This is a genomic window from Halopseudomonas pelagia CL-AP6, assembly GCF_000410875.1.
GTDB lineage: Bacteria > Pseudomonadota > Gammaproteobacteria > Pseudomonadales > Pseudomonadaceae > Halopseudomonas > Halopseudomonas pelagia.
In genome coordinates this window covers 1-16,682 of record NZ_AROI01000062.1, presented here as the reverse complement: position 1 = coordinate 16,682, position 16,682 = coordinate 1, and the positions used below count along the sequence as shown (strand labels likewise).

General features: G+C 58.8%; 13 protein-coding genes and 1 pseudogene. 2 read left to right on the top strand and 12 right to left on the bottom strand.

Annotation, left to right across the window (positions count from 1 at the left end):
- The 12 genes and pseudogenes from K787_RS25675 to K787_RS0121415 all read right to left on the bottom strand — a co-directional run.
- Positions 1 to 206, bottom strand: a pseudogene (locus K787_RS25675) (DUF2235 domain-containing protein); the annotation flags it as partial.
- A gap of 8 nt (positions 207 to 214) precedes the next feature.
- Positions 215 to 595: a PAAR domain-containing protein gene (locus tag K787_RS24130; RefSeq protein WP_022964842.1), complete on the bottom strand. Its 381-nt coding sequence runs from the start codon at positions 593 to 595 to the stop codon at positions 215 to 217.
- Between the two features lie 164 nt (positions 596 to 759).
- Positions 760 to 1,557, bottom strand: a complete 798-nt coding sequence (locus tag K787_RS0121460; RefSeq protein WP_022964840.1) for an undecaprenyl-diphosphate phosphatase — start codon at positions 1,555 to 1,557, stop codon at positions 760 to 762.
- Between the two features lie 160 nt (positions 1,558 to 1,717).
- Positions 1,718 to 3,016, bottom strand: coding sequence for a prephenate-dependent tRNA uridine(34) hydroxylase TrhP (gene trhP / locus K787_RS0121455; RefSeq protein ID WP_022964839.1), 1,299 nt, complete (start codon positions 3,014 to 3,016; stop codon positions 1,718 to 1,720).
- Positions 3,017 to 3,158: 142 nt separating this feature from the next.
- Positions 3,159 to 5,102 (bottom strand): TRAP transporter permease, encoded by a 1,944-nt coding sequence (locus K787_RS0121450; protein ID WP_022964838.1) that lies wholly within the window; start codon positions 5,100 to 5,102, stop codon positions 3,159 to 3,161.
- A 75-nt stretch (positions 5,103 to 5,177) separates the two neighbouring features.
- Complete coding sequence (locus K787_RS0121445) at positions 5,178 to 6,344, bottom strand: TAXI family TRAP transporter solute-binding subunit (protein WP_028615189.1); 1,167 nt, start codon at positions 6,342 to 6,344, stop codon at positions 5,178 to 5,180.
- Positions 6,345 to 6,659: 315 nt separating this feature from the next.
- A complete protein-coding gene (locus K787_RS0121440; RefSeq protein ID WP_022964836.1) occupies positions 6,660 to 7,589 on the bottom strand; it encodes an electron transfer flavoprotein subunit alpha/FixB family protein in 930 nt (309 codons plus the stop codon).
- A 1-nt stretch (position 7,590) separates the two neighbouring features.
- Positions 7,591 to 8,340 (bottom strand): electron transfer flavoprotein subunit beta/FixA family protein, encoded by a 750-nt coding sequence (locus tag K787_RS0121435; protein ID WP_022964835.1) that lies wholly within the window; start codon positions 8,338 to 8,340, stop codon positions 7,591 to 7,593.
- A 175-nt stretch (positions 8,341 to 8,515) separates the two neighbouring features.
- Positions 8,516 to 9,649, bottom strand: coding sequence for an acyl-CoA dehydrogenase family protein (locus tag K787_RS0121430; protein WP_022964834.1), 1,134 nt, complete (start codon positions 9,647 to 9,649; stop codon positions 8,516 to 8,518).
- A gap of 10 nt (positions 9,650 to 9,659) precedes the next feature.
- On the bottom strand, positions 9,660 to 10,856 hold the full coding sequence (locus K787_RS0121425) for an acyl-CoA dehydrogenase family protein (protein WP_022964833.1): 1,197 nt from the start codon (positions 10,854 to 10,856) through the stop codon (positions 9,660 to 9,662).
- 69 nt (positions 10,857 to 10,925) lie between these two features.
- Entirely contained in the window at positions 10,926 to 13,019 is a 2,094-nt protein-coding gene (locus tag K787_RS0121420) for a 3-hydroxyacyl-CoA dehydrogenase NAD-binding domain-containing protein (RefSeq protein ID WP_022964832.1), read from the bottom strand.
- A 255-nt stretch (positions 13,020 to 13,274) separates the two neighbouring features.
- Positions 13,275 to 14,069 (bottom strand): IclR family transcriptional regulator, encoded by a 795-nt coding sequence (locus tag K787_RS0121415; RefSeq protein ID WP_022964831.1) that lies wholly within the window; start codon positions 14,067 to 14,069, stop codon positions 13,275 to 13,277.
- A gap of 255 nt (positions 14,070 to 14,324) precedes the next feature.
- On the opposite strand from K787_RS0121415, the gene K787_RS0121405 reads away from it, so the two are divergent.
- Positions 14,325 to 15,941, top strand: coding sequence for an AMP-binding protein (locus tag K787_RS0121405; protein ID WP_022964830.1), 1,617 nt, complete (start codon positions 14,325 to 14,327; stop codon positions 15,939 to 15,941).
- Entirely contained in the window at positions 15,938 to 16,624 is a 687-nt protein-coding gene (locus tag K787_RS24125) for a crotonase/enoyl-CoA hydratase family protein (protein WP_022964829.1), read from the top strand. The genes K787_RS0121405 and K787_RS24125 overlap by 4 nt, the downstream gene beginning before the upstream one ends.
- Positions 16,625 to 16,682 lie beyond the last annotated feature (58 nt).

The window sequence follows — 16,682 nt, the reverse complement described above, 5'->3', positions numbered from 1 at the left end:
TAGCGCTCCTCATGTTGAGCGCTCAGCTGCACCACCTTGCGCGCACAATCCGGCGGCAGATACAGATTAATACCTGGATTCCGCGGGTTTCCAGGATTCAGGTCGCCACGCACTGGATCGACCATTGCAGCGACCGTATCAAATAGGCCAATGAAATTGATGCAAACATGTTCAGACCATTCAAAGCTGGCTTTGAATGCGGGCAAACTCCGATTCAGCGTGCCCGATAGCAAACCACCGTCGGGTTTCCGGTCGGTGCCAGGGCCTGGCTGGCGTTCAGCAACTCTGAGCTGAGCGGCTCTCCAGTGGCAAAGGTTACCGCTCCACCGATAAATATATCCCCCGAACCACCCATCACGACGTCGCCATGGGAGCCGGTACTGCCGGTGACCACGGCGGGGCGACCGTTGATCAAGACATTGGGGATCACCTGGCCGGTAATGACACTGCCACAAGCGGTTTTGTCGCCGAGTCGGGCCGCGGGCATGCCGTTGAACAGCACGTCCGGTGAGCGGCTGATAATGGCGTTACTGCCGTGGCCTTTCTTGGGGCATTGAGTGGCGTCGCCCTGACGCGCTGCGGGCTTTCCTGACATGGCCTTGTTCCCTGGCGGTATTGAATATGAACTGCTGCCTGCGTTGGGGATGCTAGAGCGTCAGGCGGCCAGCAACAATACCGGTTGCCCTGGAATGTGAACCGGTCGGCACCTGCGCTTTTGGTGACGCGCTGGCGAGCCCATTGCCGGGATGCTGTTGCTGATCAGGCGAACAGCCAGAGTAGGGCGACCCCGAGGATGATGCGGTAGATCACGAACGGCTGCATGCCGATGCGGTTGATAAACGCCAGGAAGAAGTGGATGCAGAGGAAGGCGCTGATGCCGGAGGCGACCACACCGGAGATCATGAAGATCCAGTCCACGGGCACACCGGCGGTGGCCAGGTCATAGGACTTCAGCGCACAGGCGATGAGAATTACCGGGATGGATAACAAGAACGAGAAGCGCGCTGCGGCTTCGCGAGTCAGGCCAAGCATCAGCCCGGCGGTTATGGTGATACCGGAGCGGGATGTGCCGGGGAACAGGGCAACGGCTTGCGCCAGACCGATAAAGAGCACGTCTTTCCAGTTCATCTGTGTGACTTCACGCTCACCCTTGTGGCGCCAGTCCGCCCAGCCCAGCAACAGGCCAAAGACGATCAGGCCGATGGCCAGGTAGATGGGTGAGCGCAGCAGCGTCTCAATGCTGTCCTTGAACAGCAGGCCCGCCAGTCCGACCGGAATGGTGCCGAGAATAACCGCCCAGGCCAGCCGCGCATCGCTGTCCATTTGCCGGTGGGTGACCGAGCGCGTCCAACTGATGGTCATGTTGATCAGGTCGCGGCGGAAATACAGCACCACCGCAGCCAGACTGCCCAAGTGCAGGGCGACGTCGAACGCCAGGCCCTGATCTTCCCAATTGGTCAGTACAGGTACCAGAATCAGGTGGGCGGAGCTGGAAACAGGGAGAAATTCGGTCAGGCCTTGTACCAGGGCCAACACAATGACTTGTAGCCAATCCATTTATTCAATCCGTACTGTTGCAAGAAGAGTCAGCGCGCAAGTTAATCATGCTTGCGCGCTGAGCGCGAGAGACCCGCGCAGAAAAGTGCGGGCTGATATCAACGGATATACCCGCTGGCGGCAGTGACGGCGGGTTGCAGGTTGAGCCGGCCGATTAGGCTCAGTTGGGCTGTGGTTCCGGCAAACGCCGCAGCAACAAGGCCATCTGCGCCGTTACGCCGGCCGGTGCGGGTATCCAGACTTTGTGCCCGGTACCGGGGGCTGCGGCGGTGGGTTCGCGTTTGGCATTTTCCATGGCTTCCAGGCGAAACACATGGTTGCCCTCTGGGGTCATCAGCTCCACTTCATCGCCCAGCTCAAAGCGGTTTTTTACCTCTATCAACAACCAGTCCCCCTCGCGCTGCAATACCTCGCCGACAAACTGATGCCGGCTCATGCGTGAGCTGCCTTGCTCGTAGTTCTGATAGACGCCGGGTGGATGACGGCGGTAGAAGCCTTCGGTGTAGCCACGGTTGGCCAGGCTTTCCAGATCATCCATCAGGTTGAGGTCAAAAGGCTTGCCCGCCACGGCATCGTCGATCGCGCGGCGGTAGGTTTGCACGGTGCGGGCGACATAGAAATAGGTTTTGGTCCGGCCCTCGATCTTCAGCGAATCCACACCCATCTGCACGAAACGCTCGACATGTTGCACGGCGCGCAGGTCCTTGGAGTTCATGATGTAGGTGCCGTGCTCATCTTCCTCAATGGCCATGGGCTCGTCGGGCTTGTCGTGCTGGCGTACCACCTGGACCGGCTGTTCCAGCACTTCGATATTGCCCTCGGCGGTTTCCACGGCGGGTTTCACATCGTATTGCCAGCGGCAGGCATTGGTGCAGGCACCCTGGTTGGCATCGCGATGGTTGAAGTAGCCGGACAGCAGGCAGCGGCCAGAATAGGCAATGCACAGTGCGCCATGGACAAAGACTTCTAGCCCGATATCCGGGCAGCGCTGGCGGATTTCCGCGACCTCATCCAGTGACAGTTCGCGCGACAGAATCACCCGCTCAACACCCATCTGCTGCCAGAATTTCACCGTGGCCCAATTCACCGCGTTGGCCTGCACTGACAAGTGCACGGGTAGATCAGGCCATTTCTCGCGTACCAGCATGATCAGGCCGGGGTCGGACATGATTAGCGCATCCGGGCCCATGGCGACTATCGGCTCCAGATCGCGCAGGTAGGTATCCACCTTGCTGTTATGCGCGGCGATATTGCTGGCCAGATAGAAACGCTTGCCCAGCGCATGCGCCTCGGCAATCGCGGTGGCCATCACCTTGGGCTGATTGAAGTCGTTTTCCCGCACGCGCAGGCTGTAGCGTGGTTGGCCGGCGTAGACGGCATCGGCGCCATAGGCAAAGGCAAAGCGCATGGCTTTGAGGGTGCCGGCGGGGGCCAGCAGTTCCGGGGTATGAGGGTTCATGGCGGTTCCTGTGAACAAGACAAGATGATGACCGCGCAGGATAAAGCGTTCAGCGATTCGCGCATTGACCAAGGTCAGTTCTCTGGCCGGCCAAGATAGTGCGTGACCGATACCGGGGCAGTGGGCTGCCCCGGGGGTCTATTCAGGCCGGGGCCCAGCGTCTATGCATCAGCCCCAGGGCCAGGGTCAACGCAATCAGCCCGAAGGAAAGGATAAACAGGGTTTGTTCACTGATCAGAATATAGGGGTTATGCGGCATGGCCAGGAATAACCCGCCAACGATTAACCCCAGGCGCAATGGCCAGTGCAGCAGCCCGCGCTCGGACAGATCGCCGAGCTTCGGCAGGTAGCCCTGCAAGCCCCCGGAAATAAGTACGATACCGCCCACCGCGCAGGCAATAGCGATAATGATTTCTGATGCGGTGCCCTGCAGCAGCAACGCGGGTTCCAGCACGAAGAAGAAGGGTATGAAGTAAATGATGCTACCCATCTGCATGGACACAAAACTGGTCTTCATCGGGCTGGAGCCGGCCACAGAAGCGGCGGCGAAGGCACCAATAGCCACGGGTGGGGTGATGAAGCTGAGCATGCCCCAGTAAAGGATGAACATGTGCACGGCCATCGGGTTCATGCCGCCATTGATCAAGGCTGGCGCCAGGGCGATGGCGAGGAAGATATAGGCGGCAGTCACAGGCATGCCGATGCCTAGAATAAAGCTGGTCAAGGCGCCCATGATCAGCAGCACCAGCATGTCACCGCCGGCGATAAACAGGAGGTCGTTGGCAATGGTGCCGGACATGCCGGATACCGCCAGTGCGCCCATGATCAGGCCCACACCCGCCATCAGGCCGGTCAGTTCGGCGAACAGCGCCCCGCAGGATTCGGCAAACTCCTTGAAATCCTTCCACTGCCAGCGGCTGTGTTTGCGCAGTTGATTAATGACCAGCAGCAGCGCGGTAGCATAGAAGGGCGCAATCGCTTCTTGCTTCATAAACAGCAGCATCCAGATCAGGAAGGCGAAAACAAAGATGTAGTGCCAGCCTTCTATCATGGTCTGCTTGATCTTCGGCAGATCAATCGCCGGCAGGCCGGCCAGGCGGTTGCGCGCTGCGTAGAAGTCAATCTGGGTGAACAGGCCAAAGAAATACAGCGCCGAAGGAATCGCGGCGGCCAGCGCGATTTCGCCATAGGGGATATCGAGAAAGGTTGCCATCACGAAGGCTGTCGCGCCCATCACTGGTGGCATCAGTACACCGCCGGTCGACGCGCAGGTTTCCACGCCGGCGGCATAGGTCTTGCTGAAGCCGACCTTGCGCATCGCCGGAATGGATAACGGGCCGGTGGTCAGTACGTTGGTCACCACGCTGCCGGACATCGAACCCATCAGGCCGCTGGAGAAAATCGATACCTTGGCCGGTCCGCCGCGTACCTTGCCCAGCAGGGCAAAGGCCAGATCGATAAAGAATTTGCCGCCGCCGGTGCGCTGCAGAGCGATGCCGAACAGCAGAAACCCGATCACCAGGTTAGCAAAGGCTTGCGAGGGAATGCCCAGCAGGCTTTCGTCGCTGTTGGTGTGATAGATCGCGGCCAGGTCGATAGGCGTGGAAATGCCGGCAAAACTGTCCGGTAAATGGCCGGCAAACAGCGGGAACAGCGAGGCCAGGAACACCACAATAAAGATCGGCCAGCCGCCACAGCGGCGGGTCGCTTCCAACGCCAGCGCCCAGGTCAGCAGGCTGATATAGACCACATTCTGCGGCGCGGCGTACTCCCAGCCTTCATCTACGGCTTCGTTGGAGTTGATGATAAAGAAGATGCAGCACAGCGCGCTGGCCACGGCCATTAGCCAGTCATACCAGGGGGTCGGCTCGGTGCGCCGGCCGCGAGCCAGCGGGATGGCGATAAATACCGTCGGCAGCATCATCGCCAGCAGGCTGTAGATGTACTGGCTGGTGAGCATGGTAAAGCCGGTGTAGCTGCCCAGATTGAAGATCTGGTAGATCGCCAGGGCAGCGGTCAGCAGCGCGCCGATGGCCAGTATCTTACTCGTCAGCGGATTGCGTAGGGCGTGTTGTTCTTCTGACATATCTGCCTCATGGTCATTCGTGGTCAGGCCAGGGAGTGCGGTCTGGCATGCAAATCGTTCAGGCGCGGTTTATGCTCAGCGCTGAAACCCCGGGTCAAATCCGGCCTCGGTCAGCACCTGGCTGCGGCGTTCCATCCAACTGCGCTGAAACTCGGGCAAGGGCAGCTCGGCAGCGGTGGTCAGTTGGTCCTGCCAGGCGTCGAGCATGATTTGTTGGCGCTGTAGCAGATGCTGGTTGTGCGCTTCATGCGCCGCGGTCCAGACGCCCGCCTCACGAAAATAGCGGATAGCCCCTTCATGGTAGGGCATCACCCAGTCAAACACCTGGCGGCTTAGCTCCCAGCCTTCGGCGCCGGGGGCCAAGTTCTTGAATTCGTCGAAATGCTCATCAACAAACCGCGTCAACGCATAAACCTCGTCGGTGTCGCGCTCGGCATTGGTCACCAGAATCGGCAGGGCGTAGCCGCCGCCGTCCCAAGGGTTCTCTGCGGAGACGCCGGCACCGCGTGTTTCGAATTGCGGGAGGTAGTAGGGAATGACCTGTTGTGCGCGCGCCCAGGCGGTCTTTTCTTCAGGTGTCTTGTTGGGCATGTGCAGCCAACTGATGCCTCGAGGGCTGGCGGCAATGCGCTCCATCAGCGGGGTACGGGTGGACATGGGCATGATGTCCGCATGGCCGTTGATCAGCGCTTCAATGGCCTCGTTGGTGCCAGACGCATCAACCCGTCGTACATCCGCCCAGGTCAGACCGCCGTAGGCAAGCACTGCGCTGGTGATCATGTTGATGGAATCGGCGCCGCGAATGAAGATGATGCGCTGGCCTTTCAGCTCGCTCGGGTGCTTCAGGCCGGTATCGGCGGCGGCGGCCAGACCGAAACTCTGGGTACCCTGTGACGCCAGCACCATACGGATCGGTTGCGGTCCCCAGTCGGGCTTGTTGAACAGGAATATCCCTTCCTGGCCGAAATAGCTGGCAATACCACAGAGGCAATAACTTGCGCGGCCGGTTTTCAGCGGGATCATACGTGACACGTCATTGCGGCCGGGCAAGATACGAATATTGCTGCCCGCTTCAAACTTCAGCAACCCGCCCAGCGCGGCCGCTTGGGCGTAACCGGCGGCGCCGGTGCCGTACGCGGTCCAGACCATAACGCGGGGCAAAGCAGATTCGGCTACGGCAGATAATGGCAGTGTCAGCGCTAACGCCAATGTGGTGGCGAGCCTGTATAGAGAGATTCGCATAGAAGAAGACCTTATTTTGTTCCGCTGTGCGGAACATTATTGTATTTATGTTTCGCTGATCAGAATAACATTTTACTTTGCGTGAGACACATTGCAAAAGACTTAACGTAATGAAAGGTTAATTTGCCTGGATAAAAAGACAATTAATGATACAGATTGTTGCGCAAAGCGGTATGCAGGTATTTTGATGGCAGCACGCCTAAGCCCGCGGAGTCATTCTGAAAGGCCAAATGGATTCTGGTGCATCGCCCAGCCATAAAAAAACCCCGACTCTCACGAACCGGGGTTTTTAAGGCTTGTAGCTTGAAGCTGCTGTTACAGCTTGCTTTCCAACTCTGGAATAGCATCAAACAGATCTGCGACCAGACCGTAATCGGCTACCGAGAAGATCGGCGCTTCTTCGTCCTTGTTGATCGCGACGATCACTTTGGAGTCTTTCATACCGGCCAAGTGCTGAATTGCACCGGAGATGCCCACAGCAATGTACAGGTTCGGCGCGACGATCTTGCCGGTCTGACCGACCTGCATGTCATTGGGTACGAAGCCTGCGTCAACCGCAGCGCGGGAAGCGCCAACCGCGGCGCCGAGCTTGTCGGCCAGCGAGTACAGGTGCTTGAAGTTGTCGCCGTTCTGCATGCCGCGGCCGCCGGAAACGACGATCTTGGCACCCGCCAGTTCAGGGCGGTCGGACTTGGCCAGCTCTTCGCCAACAAAGCTGGAAACACCCGCATCCTGGGCGCTGGAAACCGCCTCGACGCTGGCGCTGCCGCCTTCGGCTGCCACGGCATCAAAGCCGGTGGAGCGTACGGTGATGACCTTGACCGAGGCGCTGGACTGCACGGTGGCAATCGCGTTGCCGGCGTAGATTGGGCGCTTGAAGGTATCGGCGCTGTCTACGGCGATGATTTCGGAGATCTGATCCACGTCCAGCAGGGCAGCTACGCGCGGCGCGTAGTTTTTGCCGTTGGTGCTGGCAGGAGCCAGGATGTGGCTGTGACCCTTGCCGACTTCGGCGATCAGCAGCGCGATGTTCTCGGGCAGTTGGTGCGCGTAGGCGGCGTTATCAGCCAGCAGCACCTTGGTCACGCCTTCGGCCTTGGCAACTTGGTCAGCGACTGCAGAGCAGCCTTCACCGGCCACCAGTACGTCGATGTCACCACCGATGGCTTTTGCTGCTGCCAGGGTGTTCAGGGTCGCGGCATTGAGCTCGGCGTTGTTGTGTTCAGCAATAACTAGAATCGTCATCTCAGATCACCTTGGCTTCGTTCTTGAGTTTGTCGACCAACTCGTCGACGCTCTTGACCTTGATACCCGCGCTGCGGGCAGCCGGTGCTTCTACCTTGATGGTCTTGACGGTAGAGGAGACGCTCACACCCAGCTCTTCGGGCTTGAGGTTTTCCATCGGCTTTTTCTTGGCCTTCATGATGTTCGGCAGCGACGCGTAACGCGGCTCGTTCAGGCGCAGGTCGGTGGTAACAATCGCCGGCAGCTTCAGATCAACAGTTTGCAGGCCGCCGTCGATTTCACGGGTGACCTTGACGCTGTCACCGGAAACTTCCACGGCAGAAGCGAAGGTGCCTTGGCCGTAACCGCTCAGCGCAGCCAGCATCTGACCGGTCTGGTTGTTGTCGGAATCGATGGCCTGCTTGCCAAGGATGACCAGCTGGGGCTGTTCTTTATCGACAACGGCCTTGAGCAGCTTGGCGATGGCCAGCGAGCTCAGGTCGTCAGCGGACTCGACCAGAATGGCGCGGTCGGCACCCAGAGCCAGTGCAGTACGCAGTTGCTCCTGGGCGGCAACAGGGCCGACAGAGACCGCGATAACTTCGGTCGCAACGCCTTTTTCTTTCAGGCGCACGGCCTCTTCCACGGCGATTTCGCAGAAGGGGTTCATGGACATCTTGACGTTGGCGAGATCGACAGCGGAATTGTCCGCTTTGACGCGAACCTTGACGTTGTAATCGACCACGCGCTTAACGGCGACGAGGATTTTCATGGACGCTAGTCCTCCAAAGTCTGTAGGACGCCCGCAAGGGCGCTCGAAAGGGGTGCCATAGGATACCCAGCCTTAACTCTGGCCGATAGTACTTATGTAGCACCTATGTGCAATAGATGACGGCAAAAGCGCCGGAATAACGGCTAAATTGCCGCTATTCCGTGTTGTGAAGCTATCAGGCAACGCTCATTTGATTGGCGTAGGCTTCCAGATGATGGTCGTCGTCACCCAGCTGATGGCTGATCATGACCAGTCGCTTGGCATAGTGAGCCAAGGAGTATTCCCAGGTCATCGCGATGCCGCCGTGCAGCTGAATAGCTTCTTCGGCAACCTTGCGACCGCAACGGTTGATCATGTACTTGGCGGCCGTCAATGTGCGTGTCCGTTCGGCATCATCCGCTTCATCAGCGACACAGGCTGCCAGAATGGCCATCGAAGTGGCCTGTTCCAGCTCGGTACGCATATCGACCATGCGATGCTGCAATACCTGAAACTTGCCAATCGGCACGCCAAACTGCTTGCGGGTCTTGAGGTAGTCCAGGGTGATATCACAGGCCACTTCCATGGCGCCGACGGCTTCGGCACACAGCGCCGCTATGGCACGACCAGCTTGATAGCTGATGGCGTCAAAGGCTTCACCGGCCTTGCCGAGCAGTTCGCCCTGGGCATTGTCCAGGAACAGCTCGCAGGCTTTGCGGCCATCTACTGTGGCGTAGTTGCGGCGGGTAACACCGGTGCTTGCCGGATCAACGATAAACAGGCTGATGCCCTGTTGATCGCGCAAATCACCTGCGGTACGGGCGGAGACCAGAATCTTGCCTGCGGTGTGGCCTCCGATGACCACAGCCTTGCGACCGGTCAGGCTCCAGCTGTCGCCCTGCTGCTTGGCAGTGGTTTGTACTTCAGACAGTTGATAGTGGCTGTTGGGCTCGTCGAGGGCGACGGCTGCCTGCAGCTCACCGCTGGCGATGGCGCCCAGCAGTTCGTCTTTCTGAGTGTCAGAACCCAGCTGCGTGATCAGGCCACCGGCGAAGATCACCGACTCCATATAGGGTTCCAGGCAGATACCGCGGCCCAGTTCCTTCATGATCAGCATGTTTTCCACGCCCGTGCCGCCAAAGCCACCGAGCTCTTCGGGGAAGGGGATAGCGGTCAGGCCGAGTTCGCCCATCTGTTGCCAGAATTCAGGGCTGAAGCCGGTGTCGCTGGCGCTGGCCTTTTCACGCTTGTCGAACGTGTAGGTATCACGTACCAGACGCGCCGCAGTTTCCTGCAGCATCTGTTGCTCTTCTGTGAGTTTAAAGTCCATGACTAATCTCCTACAGTTCCAGAATCATTTTAGAGACGATGTTCTTCTGGATCTCGTTGGATCCACCGAAAATCGACAGTTTGCGCATGTTGAAGTAATCACCGGCCAGCGCTGGGCTGGACTCGCTGTTCAACATCTCGCCATCAAAATCGTATTCCAGCTCTTCCGGCAGGAAGGGCAGAGCGTAAGGGCCAACGGCCTTGCGCAGCAGGTTGGTGATCGCCTGACGGATCTCGGTACCCTTGACCTTGAGGATCGAGCTCTCGGCACCGGGCACGCCACCTTCACGGGCCGCGGCGATGATGCGCATGGTGCTCATCTCGGCGGCCATCAGTTGAATTTCAACTTCAGCTACCTGGGTGCGGAACAGGGTGTCTTCGATCAGGGGCTTGCCGTTTTTCTGCTGCTTGGCTGCAACCTTTTTCAGGTGCGTCAGCGCTGCTTTGGACGCGCCGATACCGGCCAGACCAGTACGCTCGTGAGTCAGCAGGTACTTGGCGCAGGTCCAGCCCTTGTTCTCTTCGCCTACCAGGTTCTCGACCGGTACCTTGACGTCGTCGAAGAACACTTCGTTGACTTCATGGTCGCCGTCCAGGGTGATGATCGGACGTACGGTAATGCCTGGGGTGGCCATGTCGATTAGCAGGAAGGAAATGCCGCGCTGCTGCTGGGCTTCGGGATCGGTACGCACCAGACAGAAAATCCAGTTGGCGTGCTGGCCCAGTGTGGTCCAGGTTTTCTGACCATTGACGATGTAGTGATCGCCATCGCGCACCGCGCGGGTCTTCAGCGAGGCCAGGTCGGAACCGGCGCCTGGCTCGGAGTAACCCTGGCACCACCAGTCTTCACCGGACAGGATGCGCGGCAGGTAATGTGCTTTCTGCTGCTCGGTGCCGAACTTGATGATCACCGGAGCAACCATGTTCACGCCGAACGGAATAGTGCGCGGCGCGCCGAAGGCGGCGGACTCTTCGTCGAAAATGTGTTTTTCCACTGGGCCCCAGGTGGTACCGCCAAACTCGACCGGCCAGCCGGGCGCGTACCAACCGCGGTTGGCCAGAATTTTCTGCCAGCGCTGATGATCTTCCTTGGACATGTTCTTGCCATTTTTGACTTTGGCAGCGATATCTTCCGGCAGCTCGTTTTTCAGGAATTCACGCACTTCATCACGGAAGGCGAGTTCTTCTGGGGTGTAATGAATATCCATGTAAGGTCCTCGTTATAAAGCGAATACGAGCCCCCGGCACTCAGTGCAAGGGGCCGAATTTATCGGTTGTTAGAGATCAGCGAACTTGCGACCTTCCTTGGCCAGCTTTTCCAGCAATGGGGCTGGCTTCCACCAGGCGCCGTGCTGCTTGTGGAATTCGCAGATCCGCTGGTAAACATGATCCAGGCCCAGGCTATCAGCATAGAACATCGGGCCGCCCTGGTGAGCAGGGAAACCGTAGCCATTTATGTAGATCACGTCGATATCGCTGCTGCGCTGGGCAATGCCCTCTTCGAGGATCTTCGCGCCCTCGTTGATCAACGCAAACAAGGTGCGCTCAAGAATGTACTCGTCAGTCAGTTCACGGCGCTCGATGCCTTGCTCTTTTGAAGCGGCTTCGAGGATGGCCGGCAATTCAGGGTTGTCCAGCGGGGTACGCGAACCCTTCTCGTACAGATAAAAACCTTTGCCGGTCTTCTGGCCGAGCATGCCGGCTGCGGCCATCTTGTCGAGGATGGTCGGCAGCTTGAACTCGGTCGGCAGGGTCTGGCGCTGACGGGTACGGATGCTCAGGCCGATGTCCAGGCCGGACAGATCACGCATCGCAAACGGCCCCATGGCCATGCCGAACTTGCGCAGCGCGCCATCGACCTGAGCCGGAGTGGCGCCTTCTTCCAGCAGGAACTCGGACTCGCGACCGTACTGGAACACCATGCGGTTGCCGACAAAGCCGTCACACACGCCTACCGGTACAGCGACTTTCTTCAGCTTCTTGCCGAGCGCCATGGCGGTCGCCAGTACGTCGTTGGCAGTTTTCTCGCCGCGCACCACTTCCAGCAGGCGCATGACGTTGGCCGGGCTGAAGAAGTGCAGGCCGACTACGTCCTGCGGACGCTTGGTAAAGTCGGCAATCTGGTTCAGGTCCAGCGACGAGGTGTTGCTGGCCAGGATAGCGCCGGGCTTGCAATGGGTATCCAGGGCTTCGAAGACCTTCTGCTTGACGCCCATGTCCTCGAATACCGCTTCGACCACCAAATCCACACCGGAGAGGTCAGCATAGTCGGTCACGCCTTCGACCAGGGTCAGACGCTTGTTCATCGCGTCTTCGGTCAGGCTGCCGCGCTTGACGCTCATCATGTAGGTATCGCGGCAGCGCTGCATGGCTTTGTCCATCGCCTCGTCGCTGACTTCCAGAATCTTTACCGGAATGCCGACGTTGGCAAAGCACAGGGCGATACCGACGCCCATGGTGCCGCCACCGATTACGGCAGCCGAATTGATCTCGCGTACCGGGGTGTCTTTCGGCAGGTCATCGATCTTCGATGCCAGACGCTCGGTAAAGAACGCATGTACCAGAGCGCTGCGCTGCGGTGAAACCAGGCACTCGCCGAACAGTTCGCGCTCGCGCTTGAGACCGTCTTCCAGCGGCAGGGTAAAGGACGCCTCAACAGCAGAGATACAGCGCTGGGGCGAGAACAGGCCGGGGGTTTTCTTCTCGACTTCGGCACGCTTGGCAGCAACCAGGGCGGCGTTGTCGATACCGTCGAGCTTGTCGGTGCGCTCGCCAGTGCGACGCGCACCCTTGCCATCGGCAATGAGTTTCTCGGCGAAGGCGATGCCAGCAGCGGTCAGGTCGCCATCGACCAGTTGATCAATGACACCTAGCTCCAGAGCTTCGCTGGCGCTGATCGGGTTGCCGCTGACGATCATGTCCAGGGCTTTCTCGACACCGACCAGACGCGGCAGACGCTGGGTACCACCGGCGCCTGGCAACAGGCCAAGTTTCACTTCAGGTAGGCCAACCTTGGCGCTTTTCAGTGCGATACGGTAATGACAGCTGACCGCCACTTCCAGACCACCACCCAGTGCGGTGCCATGAATCACTGCGACGCTGGGCTTGCTGCCGGCTTCGATGCCGTTGACGACTTCAGGCAGGCCTGGGGACTTTGGCGGTTTGCCGAATTCTTTGATGTCGGCACCGGCAATAAAGGTCGAGCCCTCGCAGACCAGCACGATGGCCTTGACCTCGGGGTCAGCTTCGGCAGCCCTGAAGCTGTCCTGAAGCCCTTCGCGCACGGCAATACCTAGCGCGTTGACGGGTGGATTGTTGACTCTGACGACCGCAATGGCGCCTTGTCTTTCCAGTGTGACCACGTCCGACATGCTCAATCTCCGAGTGGGGGTGCCTTTGAATAAATCGCTGACTGCGCGCAGCGGCTTGTTCAAATGCGCCTGATTCAAAAGGTGTTTTATTATGCGAAATAATGAAACTGTATTCCGCTAGGTAAAATACAAAAAAATAAAGCTGTTGTCGATGCCCCTGTTTTAGCGAAATGTGTACAGATTAGTAAAGCTGATGGCCAAGCTCTCGCTGGGCGAGGGCAGCGACAGGCTGCTTACCTTGGTCGCCAACCCGCGTCAGACCCCAAGGCGTTCGATGTCGCGGGCGAGCATGGCCAGTTGGTGGGCCAACTGATTCTTGACCTTCTCTTCCGAGACCAGGTAAGACGGCGCACCGCAGGTCAGCGCCATGATGGTGCCGTCCTGCAGGAACAGGGGTACGCCGGCGGCATTTACATTGCGGTCCCAGTTGCCGAGCGACAGGCAGAAACCGTGCTTGCGATAATCCTCGAAGCTGTCCATCAGTTGCGCATGCAACTCGGTCCAGTTATCCGGATTGCGGACGGCGAGGGCGTCCAGCACGTGGCTGCGCTCTTCGTCCTTCATCGCCGCCAGATAGGCACGACCGGCGGCGGTGGTCGCCAACGGCAGGCGTACGCCAACATCCATGCGCAGCGAGGTTGATTCGGCAGGACGGCAGTTCTCGACATAGATCATCGACAGGCGATCGCGGCAGGTCAGGCCCACGGAAGTATTGGTTGAGCGTGCAAACTCGTCCATATAAGGCTTGGCCAATTGGCGCACGCGCAGATTGGAAACGTAGGCGTAGCCCAGCGCCAGCACGCCGGAATCCAGCTGATATTTTTCCAGTTGCGGCGAGTAGGCCAGATAGCCGAGCTTGGTCAGGGTGTAAGTCATACGCGAGACGGTTGGCTTCGGCAGCCCGGTGATCCGCGCAATATCCTGATTGCCCATAACCACGGCGCCTTGGCTGAACGCGCGCAGCACATCCAGTCCGCGCGAGAGCGCCTCGACAAATTTGCGGTCCTTGGCTACGGCGGGTTCCTTGATTAATTCGAGATTGTCGGTCATGGGGCTTTAAACACCTTGTCATCTTGTAAAGCGAAACAAAGGCCTTGCTTGGGAGCCAGCACGGCTCCATACCTATTGTTCGACCTCAGTCTATTATTGTTCCACACAGAGTCAGAACCATAGCAGATATGGCTGTTCTGCGTAGCGGTATGGAAGCAGTTTTGTCTCAACGATTGCACGGCGATAGACGATAGAATAGCATCTTTTTGGTATTGTATTCCGCTGTGCAAAATAATGATTCGATAAGAGGTTTCCATGTCAACACCCGCTCATTCCATTGTCAGCAGCCAGCTGGCGCAGTTGGGTCATACCAGCGTTGCTGATGTTCTGATCAAGGCTTGTCTGGATTATGCCGACAAGCCGGCCTTCTCCTGTGGCATGGATACCCTGTCTTTCAACGACCTGAATACCCAGGCAGATGCCTTGGCGCGCTACCTGCGCGGCCCGCTCGGATTGAACCCGGGGGATCGCATTGCTATCCAGTTGCCTAACTTGCTGCAGTACACCATCAGCATCTTTGGCGCGCTGAAGGCCGGGCTGGTGATCGTTAATACCAACCCCCAGTACACGCCTTTCGAGACCAGCCACCAGTTATCCGATTCCGGCGCGCGCGCATTGATCGTGCTCGACAAGCTGGTGCCGATGGCGCGCAAAATTCAAGCTGAGACCAAGCTCGAACAGCTGATCGTGACCAGCATGGACGATATGACTCAGCCAGCATTTGAGTCGGATGAGGCGGATGTGACGCGCTTTATGCTGGCCCTGCGCGAGGGTGCGCTGCTGCCAGCGGTGAGCCCGGAGCAGGGGCTGGATGATCTGGCGGTGCTGCAGTACACCGGCGGCACCACGGGTGTATCCAAGGGTGCGATGCTTAGCCACCGCAATATTCTCAGCAACGTGCTGCAGGCCGTCAGCGTGATCAAGCCAGGTGACGTGGAATACGGCAACGAGGTGCGCGTCTCGCCGTTGCCGCTGTACCATATCTTCGCCTTTACCGCGAACTGCATTGCCTCGGTGTTTACCGGTTTTCACAGTATTCTGATCACCAATCCGCGTGATCTGGACGGCATGATCGGCGATCTGAAGCGCCATCGGATTACCCTGCTGACCGGCATCAATTCGTTATTCGTGTCGCTGATGGCGCATCCGGACTTCGACAGCATCGACTTCACGCACCTCAAGTGGGTCAACTCCGGCGGCGCGCCCTTGAATACCGAAATTGCCCGGCGCTGGTTTGAGCGCACTGGCAGCGTGGTCCGCGAAGGTTATGGCCTGACGGAAACCTCGCCGGTCGTCGTCGCTTCCACCGCGTTCACGCCCTATAAGGAAGGTTTTATCGGTCAAGCGGTCATCGATACCGAACTGAAGACGGTAGATGATGATGGCCGTGAAACGGCGCGGGGCGAACCGGGTGAGCTATTGATCCGCGGTCCGCAGGTCATGCAGGGCTATTGGCAGCGTCCCGAAGCGACGGCGGAAACCTTTGCCGATGGCTGGCTAAAAACCGGGGACGTTGGCGTGATTGATGAGGAAGGCTTTCTCAAGCTGGTTGATCGCAAGAAAGACATGATTCTGGTCTCCGGCTTCAACGTCTATCCCAATGAGGTAGAGGACGCGGTCATGCGCCACACAGGTATTCGTGAATGCGTCGCCGTGGGTGTGCCGGACGAGAAGAAGGGCGAATCGATCAAGCTGTATGTCAGCCTGCATGATCCCAAGCTGGATCAGGCGGCGATCATTGCCCACTGCCGCGAGCTGCTGACTGGTTACAAGGTGCCGAGCAGCGTGGAAATCCGCGATGACCTACCCAAGTCCACCGTCGGCAAGCTGTTGCGCCGGGTATTGCGTGATGAAGCGAGGGCTGCTTCATGAGCGGCCTGAGCATGGCCATGCGTGATGGCATGGCAGAGATCACGCTGAACGACGGTAAGGTCAACGCGCTGTCGCAGGTGATGATCGACTATCTTCTTGCCGCGCTGGACCAGGCTGCCCAGGTGGATTGCGCGGTGTTAATTGTCGGCCGCGAAGGCATCTTCAGTGCTGGCTATGATCGCAAGCTGATTGATGCTGGCGGCCCAGCACGCGATGCCATGCGTGCGGCCGGTGATCGCTTGACCCTGGCGCTACTGGATTATCCTGCGCCGGTGGTGATCGCCAGTACCGGCCACTGCATGGCCAAGGCAGCGTTTATGTTGCTGCTAGCCGATTATCGCCTGGGCGCTGACGGCGCCTTTCGTACCGGGCTCAATGAAGTGGCGATCGGCATGAGCATGCCGCCGGCGGCGATGCAGTTGGCCAAGGAGCGGATTGCTCCGCAGTGGTTGTCACGCTGTGCCTTGCAGGCTGAATCCCTGGACCCAGAGCAGGCATTGCAGGCGGGCTTTCTGGATGAACTGGCAGCGCCCGAGCAGTTGCTGGACAAAGCCCGCGCCCGGCTGGCGCAGTTGGCCGCGCTGGATCGCAAGGCCTATCGCGAAACCCGGCAATTGATGAATGCCGGGCTGCGTGAGCGGGTATTGCCGCTATTGAACCTGCCACTGGTCAGCCAGGGCTAGACCGCTGGCCGAGATGGAACTCGGCCTTCCCAGGGGCGTGGCCGGCTGGCCGTGGCGG